Annotated in this window: 11 protein-coding genes; 4 read left to right on the forward strand and 7 right to left on the reverse strand. The window is 73.7% G+C overall.

The features are described from left to right. Positions 1-46 precede the first annotated feature (46 nt). Positions 47-1,084 carry a DUF8017 domain-containing protein gene (locus LUZ64_RS17850; RefSeq protein WP_232390188.1) on the forward strand — a complete coding sequence of 346 codons (1,038 nt, stop codon included), beginning with the start codon at positions 47-49 and terminating at the stop codon, positions 1,082-1,084. A 78-nt stretch (positions 1,085-1,162) separates the two neighbouring features. Next, a complete protein-coding gene (locus LUZ64_RS17855; RefSeq protein WP_095581538.1) occupies positions 1,163-2,308 on the forward strand; it encodes an ADP-ribosylglycohydrolase family protein in 1,146 nt (381 codons plus the stop codon). A 111-nt stretch (positions 2,309-2,419) separates the two neighbouring features. On the opposite strand, the gene LUZ64_RS17860 is transcribed toward LUZ64_RS17855, so the two are convergent. From LUZ64_RS17860 to LUZ64_RS17870, 3 genes are all read right to left on the reverse strand, one after another. Next, entirely contained in the window at positions 2,420-2,623 is a 204-nt protein-coding gene (locus LUZ64_RS17860; protein WP_087930609.1) for a DUF397 domain-containing protein, read from the reverse strand. A gap of 196 nt (positions 2,624-2,819) precedes the next feature. Continuing rightward, complete coding sequence (locus LUZ64_RS17865) at positions 2,820-3,677, reverse strand: helix-turn-helix domain-containing protein (protein WP_087930610.1); 858 nt, start codon at positions 3,675-3,677, stop codon at positions 2,820-2,822. Between the two features lie 399 nt (positions 3,678-4,076). Then, complete coding sequence (locus tag LUZ64_RS17870) at positions 4,077-4,847, reverse strand: GOLPH3/VPS74 family protein (RefSeq protein ID WP_095581537.1); 771 nt, start codon at positions 4,845-4,847, stop codon at positions 4,077-4,079. Positions 4,848-5,109: 262 nt separating this feature from the next. On the opposite strand from LUZ64_RS17870, the gene LUZ64_RS37530 reads away from it, so the two are divergent. Together LUZ64_RS37530 and LUZ64_RS17880 are read left to right on the forward strand one after the other, a co-directional pair. After that, a complete protein-coding gene (locus LUZ64_RS37530; protein WP_095581536.1) occupies positions 5,110-7,878 on the forward strand; it encodes a D-alanyl-D-alanine carboxypeptidase in 2,769 nt (922 codons plus the stop codon). Between the two features lie 235 nt (positions 7,879-8,113). Next, complete coding sequence (locus tag LUZ64_RS17880) at positions 8,114-10,003, forward strand: DUF8823 domain-containing protein (protein WP_095581535.1); 1,890 nt, start codon at positions 8,114-8,116, stop codon at positions 10,001-10,003. Positions 10,004-10,061: 58 nt separating this feature from the next. Here the strand turns inward: LUZ64_RS17880 and LUZ64_RS17885 are convergent, their stop codons facing one another. Genes LUZ64_RS17885 through LUZ64_RS17900 form a run of 4 tightly spaced genes read right to left on the reverse strand, consistent with a single transcriptional unit; the run spans position 10,062 to position 18,100 of the window. After that, complete coding sequence (locus LUZ64_RS17885) at positions 10,062-12,308, reverse strand: GlnX family signal transduction membrane protein (protein WP_095581534.1); 2,247 nt, start codon at positions 12,306-12,308, stop codon at positions 10,062-10,064. Beyond that, positions 12,305-13,897 (reverse strand): vWA domain-containing protein, encoded by a 1,593-nt coding sequence (locus LUZ64_RS17890; protein WP_232390187.1) that lies wholly within the window; start codon positions 13,895-13,897, stop codon positions 12,305-12,307. Before LUZ64_RS17890 ends, LUZ64_RS17885 begins: the two co-directional genes overlap by 4 nt. A gap of 13 nt (positions 13,898-13,910) precedes the next feature. Beyond that, complete coding sequence (locus LUZ64_RS17895) at positions 13,911-16,217, reverse strand: serine/threonine-protein kinase (protein WP_095583473.1); 2,307 nt, start codon at positions 16,215-16,217, stop codon at positions 13,911-13,913. Continuing rightward, on the reverse strand, positions 16,214-18,100 hold the full coding sequence (locus LUZ64_RS17900) for a S1 family peptidase (RefSeq protein WP_232390186.1): 1,887 nt from the start codon (positions 18,098-18,100) through the stop codon (positions 16,214-16,216). Before LUZ64_RS17900 ends, LUZ64_RS17895 begins: the two co-directional genes overlap by 4 nt. Positions 18,101-18,297 lie beyond the last annotated feature (197 nt).

The raw sequence follows: 18,297 nt of genomic DNA on the forward strand, positions 1-18,297 counted from the left end.
CACCCCGCAGGGCGTCCCCGAGGCCACCGCCGTCGATCAGCCGGCGGTGGCCCCGCCGCCCGGTGGTGTGCACGCGCAGCCCACCGTGTTCGCGCAGCCGGCCGTCTCGCCGCAGGGGCCGCCGCCCCCGCCGCCGGCCCCCGGCCCGCCCGGTGCGCGCCCGCCCGCGCCGCCGCAGCCGTACGGTCAGGCGTGGCAGGGTCAGCAGCCGCCGCCCCCGCAGCAGCCGCACTTCCCGCAGCAGCCCCAGATGCCCCAGCCGCCGCAGCCCTCGGGGCGGGGCAACCGCACGCTCCTCGCCGTCGTGGGCGGCGTCGTGGCGCTGGCCGTCATCGGCGGCGGTGCCTTCTTCCTGCTCAAGGGAGGCGACGGCAAGGGGGACCCGGCCCCGTCGAAGGAGTCGGCCGCGGCTCAGGGCCAGGACAAGGGCCAGGGCGACAAGCCCGCGCCCGACGCCGGCGGCAGCGCACCGCCCACCGGAGACCAGCCGATGGTCACCGGCTGGCAGACGCAGACCAGCCGGGAATACAAGTTCCGCTACGACGTGCCGGCCAAGGGCGAGCAGTGGAAGCTCTTCCCGCAGGACACGATGATCGCCTACACGGACGAGGCCGGTAAGCCGCAGATCACCATGCGCGACACCGCCAGCTTCCGCGAGGGCGGCTGCACGTCCGGTGCCAACCCCAACGCGATCGGCGAGGCGGGCAAGGGTCAGCTGGCCAACGTCGGCACGATGGGCGGCGACACCTCCCTGAGCATCCAGGAGAACGCCCGCAACTGGGCCGGGAACTGGGGCTTCTACGCCTACGGCGGCAAGGGCAACAAGCCCAAGATCGACGTGACCCCGGCCAAGCCGTGGAAGGTGAACGGCATCGACGGCTGGACGGCCACCGCCAAGGTCACCGTCGCCAACCGGCCCAGCCAGTGCGTCCCCGCCACGGCGATCGTGAAGAGCATCGTCGAGAAGCTCCCGGACGGCAGCTTCCACAGCTGGGTGATCTACGCCGACCAGGGTGTGCCCAACGCCCTGTCCGAGGCGCAGATCGACAAGATCATGGGTACGGTGCGGCCGGTCAAGGGCTGAGCCCGGCGCCGGCGCGGTCGCTTACAGTGCTCCGGCGGTCCGGTACCCGGACCGGACGTCGACGCAGGAGGCCGTGAAGTGACCACCACCGCCGGCGCGAGCACCGCGCTGTGGAGCCGAGCCCGGCAGCAGGACTTCCGCACCCGGGTGCGGGGCTGTCTGCTGGGCGGGGCGATCGGTGACGCGCTGGGCGCGGGCATCGAGTTCCAGTCCCTCGCCGAGATCCGCGCCGCGCACGGGCCGGACGGCGTACGGGACTACGTCAGCGCGTACGGGCGGCGCGGCGCGGTCACCGACGACACGCAGATGACGCTGTTCACCGTCGACGGCCTGATCCGCGCCCATGTGCGGCGCGACTCCGGCGCCTGGCACCCGGCGGCCGACGTCCACCGGGCGCATCTGCGCTGGGCCTTCACCCAGCGCGCCCGGGGACCGGTCGAACACCACCCGGAGACCGGCTGGCTCGCCCGCCAGGAGTGGCTGTACGCGCAGCGCGCGCCCGGCAACGCCTGTCTTTCCGGGCTCGCCGACGACCGGATGGGCACCCTGGAAGCGCCCAGGAACCCCGGGTCCAAGGGGTGCGGCGCGGTCATGCGCTCGGCCCCCTTCGGGCTGCTCGCCGGTCTGGAGCCGGGTTACGTCCTCCAGCTGGCCGCCGAGTGCGCCGTGCAGACCCACGGGCACCCCTCCGGCTATCTCGCGGCCGGTGCCTTCGCGGTCGTCGTGCACGCCGCCGCGCGGGGCGAGACCCTTGAGACGGGCGTCCACCGGGCGCTCGCCCTGCTCGCCGGGTGGCCGGGCCACGAGGAGACGACCGAGGCGCTCCAAGGGGCGCTGACCGCCGTCCGCCAGGGGCCGCCGACGGCGGAACGGCTGGAGTCGCTCGGCCAGGGCTGGGTGGCGGAGGAAGCCCTCGCCATGGGCGTCTACTGCGCGCTCGTCGCCGAGGACATGGCCCACGGCCTGCTGCTCGCGGTCAACCACGGCGGCGACTCCGACTCCACGGGATCCCTCTGCGGCAACCTCCTCGGCGCACTGCACGGGGAGACGGCGCTGCCGCCGCTCTGGACGGCCGGACTGGAGGGCCGGGCGACGATCCTGGAACTCGCCGACGACTTCGCGATGGAGCTGACACAGGGCGCCGCCCTGCACGGCCCCGGGGTGTCCTCCGGGACCTGGACGGACCGCTATCCCGGCGCCCTGGACACGGAGTGGTTGCGATAGCACAACGGGCCCGGACACGGCCGAGCCCTCTCGTCCGGGACGGCGTACCAGGCGAGAGGGCTCTGCGCGGAACTGCTTATGGATCAGGAAGGCTTCTATCGGCCGGATCTGTCAGAGGTCGTAAGCGCCATCGGTAACGGTCGTCACGAACGAGGCCCAGGCATCGGGGGTGAAGCCGAGGACGGGGCCCTGCGGGTCCTTGGAGTCACGGACCGCAATGGACTGCGGGAGGGGGGAGGCGACCTCCACGCAGTCGCCGTTGGCCAGCGAGTACGAGGACTTCCGCCACGTGGTCTTTCCCTGCTGGATCGCCATGATTGCTCCCATGCCTTGGTGAGTGCCGTGTGAGTATTGCTCCGTCGGAACCGCCGGTCGAAGCACCGGTTTTCCCGCGGTGCGACCGACGTTACGCGCCAACATCACCTGATGAATGGCCCGTTCACTCGACCGGATGGCATATACCAGGAGTCTCTTCCCCCGACGGTGGAAGTCGGTGTACGGTGCGGCCGCTTCAGCTCGCCCACTCCTCGGCGACCCTGTCGATGAACTGTCGTGAGTGGTCCGCGTTCAATGCCTGCATCCGCAAATGTTCATACATCACGCTGTAGGTCTGGACGTCATTCGGCTTCTCCAGGTAAAGGTCGCTGGTGATTCCCTCCAGATAGACGGTGCTGGCGTCCTGCGGGTCGGTGAACTCGAGGATGGAGAACTTTCCGTACATGCCCGGATGCGCGCCCACGTCATAAGGCAGCACCTGCACCGTGATGTGCGGTTCCAGGCTGAACTGCACCAGCTGTCGCATCTGTTCGCGCATGATGGCCCGGTTTCCGACGATCCTGCGCAGCGCCGATTCGTCGATGACCGCCCACAGCCGGAGCGGGTTCTCCGGGTCGGTGATGCGTTCCTGCCGGCGCATCCGCACCTGGACGCGGCGCTCGATGTCCGCGGCCGTCGCCTCCGGCCAGGAGCCCTCCGTCACGGCGCTCGCGTAATTGGGGGTCTGGAGGAGACCCGGGACGAGCGACGCCTCGTATACGCGCAGCGACGCGGCGTCGGTCTCCAGGCCGATGTAGACGCTGTAGGGGATGTCGCCGAAGGCGTGCCACCAGCCCTGCTGGCGCGACTCCTTGGCCATCTGCATCAGCGAATCGACGATGCGGTGGTCCTCGACGCCGTACACGCCGCACAGGTCGCGGACGTCACGCTGACTGATGCTGCGACGCCCGTTCTCCAACCGGCTGATCTTCGATTGCGAGACCAGTAGCCGCTCCGCCACCTCCTCGGCCGTCATGCCTTTGAGTTCGCGGAGCTTGCGCAGCTCCTGCCCCAATCGGCGTCGCCTAACGGTGGGATTGACACTGGACGCCACGGGACGCACCTCCGGCTCCGTCATGCTGCTGTCTCCTGACCTCGCAGCCTGCCACCACTGGCCGGGGCGGCGCTGGGAAATGCCGACACAGAGTGCGCTCGTGGTGAGCGCTGACGTGCGGTGATCCGGGGGCCGGCCGGGTGGGCCGGGAACGCGTGCGCGGGGCGGCGGGCCCCGCCGCCGTCCCGGGCGGCCCGGCCCACCACCCCGCGCGATGTCGCGGCTCCCGATCCGGCCGGGGGACTGCGGTGCGGTCTGCTGGAGCTGTGCGTGTGCTGTGTCCGTGTACGGGTGGTGCGGGGCGCCGTGTGCGTGGTGCGGAGAACCGCCGGCAGTACGGGTGCGCGGCGGTCGGCCTCCACCGGTCGGGACCGGCTGGGGGACCGGCCGGGAAACCGGCTATGAGGCTCCGGCACGGGCCATCAGCGCCGCCCCGTGTGCCACGGGCTGCTCGGCGGATCCCACCGACGCCCGCACGGACGCCGTACGGCGTCCGGGTCCGGCGCCGTTACCGGCCGCGGTGGCCGGTGCCCGCCGCGGCTGGGCGGCGACGCCGTTCTGTACGTCCATCACCGCGTGGGCCACCAGTCCGCCCATCGGGTCGTGCCTGATCAGATCCCGGAGCCTGGAGCGGGAGGACCGCCCCTCGTTCCCCGGGTAGAGGTGCTTGCCCAGACCCACCGCGTGCGCGAGCGCGGCCAGGGCGGCGGTCCGCGGGTCCGGCGGGACGCCGGTGCGGATCGCGCTGTCCAGCCGGGCCCTGATCTCCCGGCTGATGGCCGTGTCCGTCGCCTGGTAGCGAGTTGTCGGCAGCACCCCGCACATCTGGCCCGCCACGGCATGCACCATGCCGCACCGCTCCAGGTGCGTGAGATACGTCTGACGGAGCCCCAGCCGGGGCCCGCCGATCCAGTGGACCGCGCGCACCGGACTGCCACGACGACGCAGCAGCTCCAGTGCGGAGTCCAGTGTCGGATCTCCTGTCGGCCGTGGCATCACCACGGCGATACGATCCCCGTCTGGGGCTATCCGTCCAGCCAGAGCCAGCTCCACTAGCTGTGCTCCGGCGAGACCGAGGTCGAGCGACTGCGGCTGCGCCGTGGTTCCCGTGGCCGGGTCCAAGGCGAGCAGCAGAAGCTCCTCCGGAATTGTTCTGCGGCTCCTGCCCATCCATGCCTCCCCGCGTGGATGAGTGACAGGGTGACCCCTCTCACATTGGTCTGTCGAGAGTGCGTGGTGGCTTCGGGTGGGAACCGGTAGGTATGTCGTCTCGTCTTGCACGAGGGTGAGGCCAGTCGAACCCCATTGACGGAGCGGTTGCGCGGTGGCGTGGCGGCGACACAGGACACTGGTAAGCGTTGTGAAGGTTCGGGCGGCGGGGTGCTGGGCGCCTCGCGGCGGCGTATGACGTTGGGAATTCGAGGAGGCATCGGTGGCGGGCGAGTCCCCCGACAAGTCGGAGCAGCGGAAGTCGTCGGGGGAGACGACTGTCGGCGAGCGTGATCCCCGGCTCGGGGTTTTCCGGGATTCCGGGAAATCCGGTGCGGATTCGGCTGCGCCGAAGGCCGCGGATACCGATGCGGATGCAAAGTCGCCGTCCGGCGAGGCCAAGTCCTCCGGCGCGCCCAAGGCGGGCGACGCCCGGCTGAAGGCCGCGGTGGCCGCGTGGGTGGTCGGCGAGGACGAGGACGGTGCGGACAGCGCCGGAGGCGCGCGTTCCGGCGAGGCCGAGCGGTCCGCCGCGTCCGCCGTCGACGGCGGCGATGACACGGCCGCGGCCGCGGCTTCCCGTGCCACGGACGCTCCCGCGAAGTCGCCCGCCGAGGGCGCCGCCGGGGACGGCCGGAAGGCTCCGGCCGACCGGGCGACCCGTTCCGAGACCGGCGGTGACCCGGAAGTCCCCGCGAAGGCCGAGACCGGCGGCGACGCGCGTACGTCCGCGAAGGGCGCCGAGGCGGCGGGCAAGGGCAGTGGTGCCCCCGCCGATCGGGCCACCGCCGTGTTCCGCACGGTCCCGCCGAAGGCCGAGGGCGGCGCGGACGCTCCGGCCGAGGCCGCGAAGGCCTCCGGCAAGGACGCGGGGGCCGGTGACAGCGGCAAGGCGTCCGGCAAGGACGGTGCCGCTCCCGCCGACCGGGCGACGGCCGTCTTCGGCGCGGTCCGGCCCAAGGGCGACAGCGAGACCCCCGCGAAGAGCGCCGATGCCCCCGCCAAGGGTGAGAAGGCCCCCGCGAAGGGTGAGGGCGTCCCCGCCGACCGGGCGACCGCCGTGTTCGGTGCCGTCCGGCCCAAGGGTGACAGCGGTTCGGAGGCCCCCGCGAAGGGTGAGGGCGCTTCCGCCCGGTCCGCGGGTGAGGGCGGTTCCGAGGCTCCCGCGAAGGGTGAGCGCGCTTCCGCCCGGTCCGCGGGTGACGGCGGTTCCGAGGCCCCCGCGAAGGGTGAGAAGGCCCCCGCCAAGGGCGAGGACGCCCCCGCCGACCAGGCGACCGCCGTCTTCCGTGCCGTCCGGCCCAAGGGTGACAGCAGTGCGGAAGCCCCCGCCAAGGGTGACGGCGCCGACCGCGCCACCGCCGCCTTCGGCGTCCTTCCGCCGAAGAAGAACGGCAAGGCCGCCGCCTCGGTCGATCAGCCGACCGAGCTGCTCAAGGCCCCCGAGGTCGGGCCCGAGACCAAGGGCGAGACCCCCGCGGAGTCGGACTCGGAGCGCACGAGCCAGTTCGTACCGCTGAAGTCGCTCGACGCCGCGCCCGCGAAGCCGAAGAAGGCGGCCGGGCCGGCCAAGGGCGCCAAGCCCGCCATACCGGTCTCGGTCACGCCCCCCGCCCCGACGAAGGCGCAGCCGCCGAAGGGCGCTCCCGCCAAGGACGGCGCCGCCGCCGTGCCCGAGGTGCCCGCGCAGCCCGCCGCGCCCCTCGACCTGCTCGCGCAGCTGACGAACACCCCGCCGCCGCCGGAGACGCCCGCCCGCAACGCGATGCGCCGGGTCAAGATCTGGACCCCGCTGGTGGTCCTGCTCCTGATCGTCTTCTGCGCGGTGCAGGCGTTCCGGCCGCTGCCGGACACCAAGCTCTCGATCGCCTCCGCCAAGGCCACCTTCACCTTCGGCGGCGAGAAGTTCGCCATGCCGTGGCCCGGCGAGGGCCAGGCCGCCGCGATGGTCCAGGGCGTGGGCAGCCTCGGTACGTACGGCGAGGAGAAGCCCGTACCGACGGCGAGCGTCGCCAAGGTCATGACCGCGTACGTGATCCTGAAGAACCACCCGCTCCAGAAGGGTGACAAGGGTCCCGAGATCGAGGTCGACGCCGAGGCGGAGAACGAGTCGAAGTCCCAGGACGAGTCGCGGGTGCCGCTGACGAAGGGCGAGAAGTTCTCGGAGTACGACATGCTCCAGATGCTGCTCATCCCGTCCGGCAACAACGCCGCGCGGCTCCTCGCCCGCTGGGACGCCCAGACGCGGGAGGCGTTCGTCGCGAAGATGAACGCCGCCGCCAAGGAGCTGGGCATGTCGAAGACGACGTACACGGACCCCAGCGGCTTCGACAAGACCACCGTCAGCACGGCCGTCGACCAGCTGAAGCTGGCCGAGGCGGTCATGAAGGACGAGGTCTTCCGCGAGATCGTCGCCAAGCCCAACGCGGACGTCACCAACGGCCCGCACCTGAACAACAACAACGACGAGCTGCTGCTCAAGGTCGGGGTGCTCGGCATCAAGACCGGCTCCAGCACCCCGGCCGGCGGCGCCCTGATGTGGGCGGCCAAGCGCACGGTCGGCGGCAAGGAGCACCTGATCCTCGGCGCCACCATGGACCAGCACTTCAAGGGCGGCCCGGACCCGAACGCCGAGAACAGCCTGAAGATGGTCAAGACCGTCAGCTACAAGATGATCAAGGCCGTGCAGGACAGCCTGACCTCGACGACGATCGTGAAGAAGGGTGACGTCGTCGGCTACGTCGAGGACGGCCTGGGCGGGAAGACCCCGGTCGTCGCGACGAAGGACCTGACCGGCGCGGGCTGGCCCGGTATGACGGCGAAGCTCACGATCGGCAAGGGCGCCAAGGCCGTGCCGCACGAGGCCAAGGCCGGCACCGAGGTCGGCGAGCTGACCGTCGGCAGCGGCACCGGCGCGATGAAGGTGCCGGTGGCCCTGAAGAAGGACCTCGTGGAGCCCTCCTTCGGCGCCAAGCTGACCCGCCTGGGCTAGATCGGCCCCCGCGCGGCCGGACCGGCCGCGCGGAGGCCGCCCGGGGGCCCGTGAGGCCCCCGGACGGCGGTGCGCGACGGCGGCCCCCGGCCCGTACCCACCGGTACGGACCGGGGGCCGTTCGGCGTTCCGGACGGGCCCCGGCGGCGTGCTAGCGTCGCGAGGGTTTGAGCACGGCCGGGCGCCGTGCCCCACGATGGGGGAAGACCTCGGGGGAAGACGGGGAGAACGGGTAGTGACCACGGTGGGGCCGACACGGACCGGCAGAACGGAAGAGCCGGGCGGGCGGAGCGAGGGAGCCTCCTCCGGGACCGCTCCCTCCGGGATACGACGGCAGCCGCCGGACGGCCCGGGCGGCGCGGACGGCACGGGCACGCGCGCGCGTCTGCGGCGGGCCCGCCGCGCGCTCGCGCGCCGGCCCGTCCTGACCACCCTCGGCGTCGCCGCGCTGCTGCACGTGCTCTGGGTGCTGATCTTCGCCACCAGCGGCGGTGACCTCGCCGCCCAGGACGCCTGGGCGGAGTTCGCGCTCCAGCACCCGACGTCGGCGTACAACCTCTCCTGGTACGGCGGGATGCACCCCGTCTCGTACAGCGCGATCTCGCCGTATCTGATGGCCCTGATCGGCGTCCGCCCCACCATGATGATCGCGGGCACCCTGTCGGCCGGGCTGATCGCCCTGCTGCTGGTGCGCAGCCGCGCCGTGCGGCGCCCGCTGTGGCCCGCCCTCTACGGCGCCTTCGCGCTGGCCTGCAACGCGATCTCCGGCCGGGTGACCTTCGGGCTCGGCATGATGTTCGGCCTGGCGGCCGTGGCCGTGATCTTCGCCTGGCCCACGCGCTGGCGCTCCGAGGGGAAGTACCGCTGGGGCCGGGCCGGGCTGGCCGGCCTGTCGGCGGCCCTCGCCACGGCGTCCAGCCCGGTCGCCGGCCTGTTCGTGGGCATCGTGGCGGCCGCCCTGTGGCTGACCAAGCGCCGCCCGGCGGCCTACGCGCTGGGCCTGCCGCCCGTCGTGGTCGTGGCCCTGTCGGCGTGGCTGTTCCCCTTCTCCGGCACGCAGCCGATGTTCTTCGGCTCCGTGATCCTGCCGCTGCTCAGCGGCGTCTTCGGAGTGGTCTTCGTGCCCAAGGAGTGGCGCACGGTCCGCTTCGTGTCCGCCCTCTACACCGTCGGCGTGCTGCTGGTCTGGCTGATCCCCTCGCAGATCGGCACCAACATCTCCCGGCTCGGCATGATCATCGGTGGGGTCGTGCTCCTCGCCGTCCTGGTGGAGCGGAAGCTTCCGCCCCGGGCCGAGCTGCTGCGCTCGGCACGCGACTGGACCGCGCTGGTCCTCGCCCTGACCACCATCACCGCCTGGCAGGCCGCCAACTCCATCGGCGACATCCTGCACGCCACCCCGGCCGCCTCCTGGGCGCGCGAGCTGGCGCCCGTCGTCGACCGCCTCCAGCGGGTGGACGCCGGCCGGGGCCGCGTCGAGGTCGTCCCGGCCCGCAGCCACCGCGAGGCGTCCGCCCTCGCCCCGTACTTCAACCTGGCGCGCGGCTGGAACCGCCAGGCGGACCGCGAGCGCAACCCGCTCTTCTACGAGCCGGGCATGCTCACCCCGGCCAGCTACCGCGCCTGGCTCGACCGCTGGGCCGTGCACTACGTCGTGCTGCCCATGGGCGAGCCCGACCCCGCCGCGCGGGGCGAGGCCAGGATGGTCGCCAAGGGCCAGCCGTACCTGCGCGAGATCTGGTCCGACGCGAACTGGCGGGTGTACGAGGTGGAGTCCCCGACCCCGCTGGCCGAGCCGCCCGCCACCGTCGAGCGCGCGGACGCCGACGAATGGACGATCACGGTGCGGAAGGCGGGCCCGGTCCTCGTCCGCATCCCCTACTCGCCGTGGCTGGGCCTGCTGGACGAGTCCGGCAAGGACGTCCAGCCGCCGAAGACGGGGCCGGGCGGCGAGCCGCCCGTCAACGTCAACGGCTGTCTCTCCAAGCGGGTGCAGGAGACCCGGGCGGGGGAGCCGGAGGACAACTGGACGGTGCTGCACGCCCCGAAGGCGGGTACGTACCGGATCGCGGCGAAGTACAAGCTGCCGCGCGGCACGGGGTGCCCGGAGGAGCTGCTGCCGTAGCGGGCGGGCGCCCCGCCCCGGGCGCCGGCCCACGGAGGTCCGGCGGCGGGCCGGCCCGTCAGTTGCACACCCGGGGCGGATCCGCGTGCGGGGTCTTCGCCGTGTCCGCGCGGACCGCGTCCAGGTCGTCCAGGACCCGCTTGAGCGTCGGCGCGTCGGGCGAGCTGAGGTAGTCCAGGACGCCGTGCTGGAAGGCGGAGCGCATCCGCGGGGGCATCACGTCCGAGGCGTCCAGGCACAGGGGGGCCCGGGCGTGCAGCTCCTTGTCGACGCGGGCGTTGACCGAGTCCTCTGGCAGGTCTTCCTGGAAGGTGAGGAAGAAGGGGCGCTGGGGGTCCTCGCCGGGGGTGGCGGTCCTGTCTTCGTCGTCCGGCAGGGGTTTCGCCCAGATGCGCTGGGCCTCCTGACCGGTGAGGAACCTCATGAGCTTCTCGGCGGCGGCGCTCTTGCCGAACAGCGTCGCGAAGTCCGCCGAGATCTCGCGGGCGGTGCCGGTGCGGTCGGCCTCGGGGAGGAGGTCGCGGGACGGGGTGAACGTGGCGTCCGCGCCGTCCCGGTAGGTGGTGCGGATGAAGGAGCCCTGGTGCTGGAGCTCGCACCCGGGGGCGTCGCTCCGCTCGCCGGGCTTCGGGAAGGGGCCGTGGGTGTAGTCCTGCCGGAGGGCGGTCCTCGCGGGCCCCGTGCCGAGCCGCTCGCCGAAGAGCCGCCATGCCTCCCGGACCTTCTCCGAGGCCCAGGGCAGCTCGCCCCGGGCCCATGCCATGTAGGTTCCCTTGCCGCTCCGCTGGAGCAGGATGTCCTCGATCCAGTCGGTGCCCGGCCAGCCGGACGTCGCGTCACCGCCCATGCCCGCGCACCACCGGGCGCCCTGGGAGGCGAGCGTGGTGAGGTCCCGGGAGCGCGCCTTGTCGTGCCAGACGATGCTCTTCAGGGAGACCTTGACGGGGACGGCGCGGACCTCGGCGTCGTCCTCGGCGGTCCAGAGCGGCTTGTAGTCCTTCAGCGGCTCCGCCAGTCCCTTGCCGAGCGGTCGCAGGTCGTCGGTGTACTCGGCCGCTTCGCCGAGGCTGGGCAGGATCGCGATGTCCGGGGCGTCGCCCGAGTCCACCCGGGACAGCAGGACGTCGCGCAGGGAGGTGGTGCCCTGGTAGATGACCTCGATGTCCTCCTTCTCGCCGAAGCGGTCCAGGACCTCCCTGAAGCGCTTCTCCTCGTCGCCGGTCCAGGAGGCGAGGACGGTGACCCGGCCCTCGCGCAGGTCGGGCAGGCCGCCGTTGACCACGGACCCGAGCAGCACCAGGCACAGGGCGAGGAGCCCGGCACCGGCCCGGTACATCCGGGTCCGCGTCAGGGCCCGCGGCCGCGGCCGCGCCCCGTGCCGCACCTTCCCGAAGCGGTACTCCTCGATCCGCGGCTGGAGGCCGGCCACGACCAGCGCGGCGAGGACGACGGCGGCCAGGGGGATCCAGCTCGCGACCGCGGCCCGCCAGTGGGTGCCGCCCATGATCTTTTCCACGTTCGGCAGCGTCCCGGCCGGATCGCTGATCGTGCCGAGCTTGCCGGCCGCCAGCTTCAGGCTGTGCTGGATCTGAGAGCTGAGGAAGGTGAGGAGGGGCAGCACCAGGGCCACCAGCGCCGTGGCCCCCACGAGCGGCGGGCTGAGCTTGCGGCGGAACCGCCGGCGCAGTGTGCGCTGGGTGTCCACGAGGAGCCAGACCAGCACGGCGCACAGCACGTAGGCCGTGATCCACAGGAACCACAGCAGCCCGTCGAACGACGTCTCGTCCGCGAGGGTCTCGCGCTGGCTGAGCTGGACGTTCTCCAGGCGTGGGACGATGCCGCTGCCCTTCTTCCGCAACGTGTTCCCCGCGTAGCCGAGGTAGGCGTCCCTGAGGGTGTCGTTGCCGGTGCTGCGGGCGGCCTGCTGGATCAGGAAGTCGTACGAGGAGACCTGCCCGGTGGCGGTCCGCAGCGTCTCCCGGCCCTCCTTGTCGGCGACCGTGCCGAGGCCGGCCTGCACCAGGTGCTGCCTGGCGGCGTTGAGGTCGGCGCCGTACGTCTCGCCGACGCCCTCGGCCTCGGCGGTCTCCTTGCCCGCCAGGCTGGTGTAGGACTCGTTCAGCGCCTTACGGGCCGCTTCGACCTCGACGATCGCCGGCGCCGTGCGGTCCGTCACCGCGGCGGCGTTGCGGCCCACCCCGTAATAGGCGGCCATCAGGGCGCCGAAGGCGAGGGCGGTGGCGATCAGCAGGGCGGCCAGGCGGCGTATGAGGTACGGGCGGGTGCCGGGGGGCTCCGTGTTCATACGGCGTTTCCAGGGGGGTCGGGGGCGTCGGGAACGCCGGGGGGAACGGAGGGCCCAGGGGCGTCGGAGGTCCCGGGCGACCGCGGGAAGAGGTAGCGGCACTGGGCGCAGTGCCTGTCCGCGGGGGCCGCGAGGCGTTCGCAGTTCGGGCACCGCCGGTCCGGGGTGGGGGCCGGGCGCCGCGCGGACCGGGCGGCGGGGACCCGCCGGGCGTCCGCGGGCTCCGAGGGCGCCGTCCACTGGGTGCTGTGGTCGGCCGTCACCCAGGCCGCGTTGAGGTCGCCGGGCGAGACGTCGCCGCGGACCCGCACCGCGCCCCGCGGCGGGTCGGTGACGTGCACCAGCCGGCCGAGCCTGCGCAGCACCTTCTCGTCGCCCAGCTCGTGGGCGAGCCGCACCGCGCGGCCCCACTCCTTCTCCGCGGCTTCCCGCGCCCCGCGCTCGTACGCCTCGCAGCCGGCGATGACGGCCCGGCCGAGGTCGGCGTAACCGCCGTAGTGGGCGACGCGGGGGTGGATCCGGGTGGACAGGGCGTGGTCGTCCGTCCAGTGCAGCAGCATGGGGCGGGGCGCGGGCAGGGCGATGCCCTCCACGGCGCCACCGGTGCCTTCGGCCGGGCCCGTCACCAGGGTGACGAGGGCGAGCTGGAGGTCCTGGCCGCGGGGGTCGCCGCCGGGGCCGGTGGCGACGCAGAGGTGGAAGTCGCGGGCCTCGTCGCCCCAGGCGCCGGTCGGGAACTCCCAGGTGAGCTCGCCGGTCCGGACGCCCTCGGCGGTGAGGTCCAGCTCGGTGGGGAAGACCTGCTTGAGGAAGCGCAGTTCGCCGCCCTCGCGCAGGCTCACCCGGATCCGCATGTCCGGCAGGGCCTTCGCCATGGCGGTGGTCATCATGGCGCGGAACTCCGCCTCCAGGTCGGAGTCGTCCTCGACGGCGTCCGCGACGCCGTGCAGCCGGCCGGCGATCTCGCGGAGCTCGGTGGCGGCCCACTCGTCGCCGATGCCCCGCGCGTCGCAGGTGAACGCGGCGGCGCAGTCGGCGAGCACGCTCTCCAGCCGGCCCGGCGGGTCGTGTTCGTTGCGCCCGTCGGTCAGCAGCAGGACGTGCCGGATGGGGGCGTCCTGCCCGGAGAGGAGGTGCAGGGCGCAGCTGAGCCAGCCGGCCATGGCGGTGCCGCCGATGGCGACGAGCCCGCCCGCCACATGGGCGGCGTCGGCTCTGGTGTCCGGTCCGGCGACGGCCATGCCCCCGCCTGGCGGATAGACGACGCGGGCGTGCTCGGTGCCCTCGACCAGGGCGAAGCGGGTGCCGTCGCGCAGCACGTCGACGGCCGCGGCGGCCGCCCGCCGGGCCGCCGCGATCTTGGTGCTGGGCCAGTTCATGGACCCGGAGCAGTCGATGACGATGACCTCGGCGGACCCGGCGCGGGCGGTGAGCCGGTCCAGGCCGTCGGTCTCCACGGTGAGGATGGCGTGCGCCGGTACGGTGCCGTCGCCGGCGGCGAGGTATTTGTTCTGCCCCAGCTGCGCGGCCACGGTGGGCGGCCGGTGCCCTCCGGGGTGTGCGGCGTGGCTGCCGTTCGCTCGGTGCATCTGGTCCCCCTGGTCAGAAGCGGGTCTTGGGGCGGACGCGGTTGGCCAGGTCGACCAGTGCGCCGAGATCGGCCGGGGTGCCCGCCTGCCGGGCGAGACCGCGCAGCTTCTGTTCGAGCCGGGTGCGGATGGTGAACTCCTCGTCGGCGGAGCCGAACAGGCCGCCGCCCGCGCGGTCGGCCACGGGTGTCGACTCCGCCCGGATCCAGTCCAGGGCGACGTCGAGGATCTCGGCCTCCAGGCGGTCGCGGGCCGGGCCGGTGCGGTGGCCCTCGTCCAGATAGAGCTGCGGGAGGCGGGTGAGGGCCTCGGTGAGCTCGGCGAGGCCGGGCAGGCCGCGCCCCTCGTCGGCGCGGAGCCGCCCGGCGAGGATCCGTACGCAGGCGGTGCGCGCCGCGTCGTGGTGGCGGGAGACCTCGGGGACCTTGCTGAGCAGGTCGACGGCGCCCGTGCGGTCGCCGTCGGCCAGCCGGATGCGGGCGAGCCCGAAGGCGGCGCTGCCCTGCGAGCGGTTGCGCTGCCAGACGGCCTGGTAGTAGCGCTCGGCGGAGTCCGGGTCGCCGCGGTGCTCGGCGCAGTAGCCGAGGGCGAGCTTCGGGGCGTACTCGCCGGGCAGGTCGCTGTAGACGCGGTCGAACGCGCCCTCCGCGGCGTCCGTGTCGCCCCGGGCGAGGCCGAGCAGGCCCTGGTGCCAGTGGATCCGCCAGTCGTACAGGCCGCCGTGGCCGAGGTGGTGCCGGGCGTCCGCCAGATAGCGGGCCGCCTCGTCGAGTTCGTGGAGCTCCAGGGCGGCGCGGCACTGCCGGAGCCGGATCTCCACGGAGTCGTGGCCGGAGGCCGCCAGCTGCTGGACGAGCCGGCGGGGGCCGCTGGCGGTGGGCTGGAGCAGGAGCATGGCGGCCGGGTCCGCCGGGTCGGGGGAGGGCACCGGCAGGTCCAGCGGCACCCGCTCGGGCGCGGGCAGGCCGCCGTCGAGCACCGGCCGCCGTCCGCCGGACAGCCAGCGCTCCAGGGGCGGTACGCGCCCGAGCGAGGCGTCCAGGAGTGCGGCGGTGGGGGTGAACAGGGTGGAGGGCTCCGGGTGTTCGCGCTCGGTGCGCAGTGAGCGGATCTCGCGGAGGACGCCGCGCAGCTGCTCGGACATGGCCCGGGCGCCGGGGTAGCGGGCGAGCGGCTCCTCGGCGACGGCGCGGGCGACGGCGCGCTCGTAGGACTCGCCGGCCAGGCCGGGCGGGCGGGGTCCGGCCTCGTCGGAGAGGGCTCTGAGGGTCATCCCGGCGCTGTAGAGGTCGGACCGCGGGGAGAGGCCGGCGGCGAGGTCGCGGATCACCTCGGGGGCCATGAAGGCGCGGGCGCCCATGACGGGGCCTTCGAGGTCGCCGATGATGCGGACGGCGCCGAGGTCGATGAGCTTCACGCGCTCGCCTTGGTGCATCACGTTGTTGGGCTTGAGGTCGCAGTAGACGAGCCCTTCGCGGTGGAGGTGGTCGAGGGCGTCGAGGACGTCGCAGCCGTAGGCGAGGATGTACTCGAAGACGCGGTCCTCGCCGAAGGGGCCCTCGCGGCGGCCTATGCGGTCGCGGACCTGCGAGAGCGGCATGCCGTTGACGAACTCCATGACGATGTAGTCGACGGGCGGCTCGTCGGGGTCGTCGTCGCCGGTGCCCCTCCGGCCCGGGTGGGTCACGTAGTTGATGATGCGGACGATGCGCGGGTGGTCGAGGCGGGTCAGGTAGTTCCGCTCGATGTGCAGGGCCGTGACGGAATCGCCGTTGTGGATGAGGCCCTTGAGAGCGACGGGGTGGTCCTCCAGGCGGATGTCCTCGGCGAGGTAGATCCAGCCGAGGCCGCCGTTGGCGAGGCAGCCCACCACGCGGTACTGCTCGCCGACGAGGTCGCCGGGGGAGAGCTGCGGGGTGAAGTCGTAGGGGTGGCCGCAGCGGGAGCAGAAGCCGGTGGTGAGGGCGGGCTGGCCGGCGTAGGACCGGCCGACGACGGCGGTGCAGCCCTCCCAGCCGCAGGTCCGGCCGCCGAGCGGGGCGTGCGGGTCGGTGACGACCAGGTCCTCGGGGGAGGGGGCGCGGACGACGGGCAGGTCGAGCAGGCCGTCGCCGGCCGGGCCGACGGTGAACAGCCGCTCGGTGGCCCGCCGGCGGTGGGTGCCGGCCGTGGGCGGGCTCTCGGCGAGGCCGTCCGCCTCGGCGGGGGACCGCAGGGCGAGCCCGGTGACGCGGCAGAAGCCGGTGCCGTCGGCGGAGCAGCCCTGGCAGTCGGGCCGGTCGCAGTCGGGGCGCTGGGCGTGCGGGATCCGTGGGGTCACTGCCGGTCGCCTCCTCGCGGGCGGTGGGTGTGCCGCCGTACGGCCTCGGCGAACCGCTCCACGGCCCGCTCGGCCTCGGTGAGCTCGCAGGGCGCCTGGTAGAGGAGGTTGTGGGCGACGCGGTAGAGGGGTGCCGTGGCCCGCTCCTCCTCCAGGCTGCGGGTGGCGAGCAGGGCGTAGAACGCCTCCAGGCGGCCGCGCAGTTCGTCGCGGCGGGCCACGCCCGCCTCGGCCAGGCCGATGGCCTCCTCGACTCTGAGCAGCCCCGATTCCACGGCGCTCTCGAAGGCCGCGAGCTTGGGCAGGAACCGTCTGCTGCCGCGCTCGGGGTCGCAGCGGAGCGTGGTGAGGTCGAGGCGCAGCCCCGTCGCCTCCTGGGGCACGGTCCGTACGGGCGCGACGAGGGCGGCCCGGTCGTGGGCGGCGCGCTCGCGGCGGGCGATGTGCTCGATGCGGTCGTGGACCCGGTCGAGCCGGGCGGTGATCTCGTCCTTGCTCGGGTCGGCCATCCTCAGCGCCAGCTCCAGGCTCTGCGATTCGGGGTTACGGAAGACGAGGAGCAGCCGGGCGCCCCGGGCGGCGAGCAGGTCGGTGAACTCGACCAGTGCCATGGGGTCCTCGGCGTAGTCGACGCCCTCGGCGACGACCGTGAGCGGCACCGTGCGGATCTCGCCGAAGCGGCCGACGGCGGTGGCGCCGTCGCCGGTGTGCAGGCCGAGCCGGTCGGCCACCCGCTCGGCGACCTGGGCGACGGTCTCGCCGGAGACGTCGAGGGCGAGATCGACGCTGCCGACGGGCGGCACGGTCTCGTCGACGGGGAGCGGGGGGCGCAGGGTGCGGGGCGGGCCGGGGGACCTGTCCGGGCGGCGTGGGCGGAGGCGCTCGGGCGGCCGGTCGGGCGGCCGGTCGGAGGGGCGCGGCGCCGGGGGCGGGTGGCCGGAAGGGTGCGGGGCCGGGTGGTCGGAGGGGCGCGGCGCCGGGGCCGGGACCGGGGGCGGGCAGTCGGCCGTCACCTCGCGGTCGGCGAGGGCGACGGCCCGGCTGAGGGTCGCGGCGCGGGCCGCCTCGCCCTTCTTGATGACGATCGCCTCGATGCCGCGGCGGCCGCCGCCGTCGGCGGCCCGGAGCCAGCGGGCCAGCCAGCGGGCGAAGTCCTGGTCGAGCGGGGCGCCCCGGGGCACGGAGGGCAGGTCGTTGCCGCGCCGGCCGCCGACGTGCTCCTCGATCCGCGGCAGGTGCCGGACGATGGTCTCGATCGGGATCATGTACGACAGGTGCAGCCGCTGGCCGGTGGGGGCGTCCGTGGTCCGGTCGTCGTAGCGGCTGACGACCATGCCCAGCACCCGGTGGGTCTCGACGTCGGTCACGGCCGCGCCGCTGAAGCCGGGGCGCACGGTCTCGGCGGGGGTGCGCGGGGACAGCTGCACCCACTCGCCGCGCGGACCGCAGGGGCCGTCGATCGTGGCCCAGAAATACACGCCGTCGCGCAGGCCGGGGATGTCCGGGTGGCCGAACATCCGTACCGTCCGGCCCGGGGACGGCGCCATCCGGTGCAGCGGGGCCGCGTGCCGGGCGTGCTGGGGCTCGGCCAGTCTCAGCAGGGCGACGTCGCCCCGGGAGTCCTCCTGCTCCGGCACCCAGGCGCCCTCGGCGACCCGGGCCCGCACGGGCGTCGCGTCGGCGACGCCGACGAGCTCGACCAGGACCTCGCCGGCCGGTTCCGGGCCGCCGTCCCACGGGATCACATGGGCGCAGGTCAGCACGGTGTCGACGCCCAGCAGGATCCCGGCGCCCAGCATGCCGCCGCCGGGCGTGGAAATGCGCACCCGCCACGTTTCCTCGAACACCTGGTCGTTGACGGGGACTTCGGTGCTCTCCCCCATGGGCGCAGAGCATACGCGCGGGCTCCTCGGCTGTGACCCCTTGTGACTCATGGGCCACCGTTCCGTGTGGTTCAGGGCAGAGCTCGCGGCGGGAGGGGTGAGGGCAGTGGGGTGGGGGTGGCGGCTGAGGCGTGTGGAGGGGGCGTGCGCCGGGGTGGTGCGTACGGCTCCGTGGGCGCCGGCGGGTCACCCGTTCG

Origin of the sequence: Streptomyces albireticuli, assembly GCF_021228125.1 — a bacterium.
Taxonomy (GTDB): domain Bacteria; phylum Actinomycetota; class Actinomycetes; order Streptomycetales; family Streptomycetaceae; genus Streptomyces; species Streptomyces albireticuli.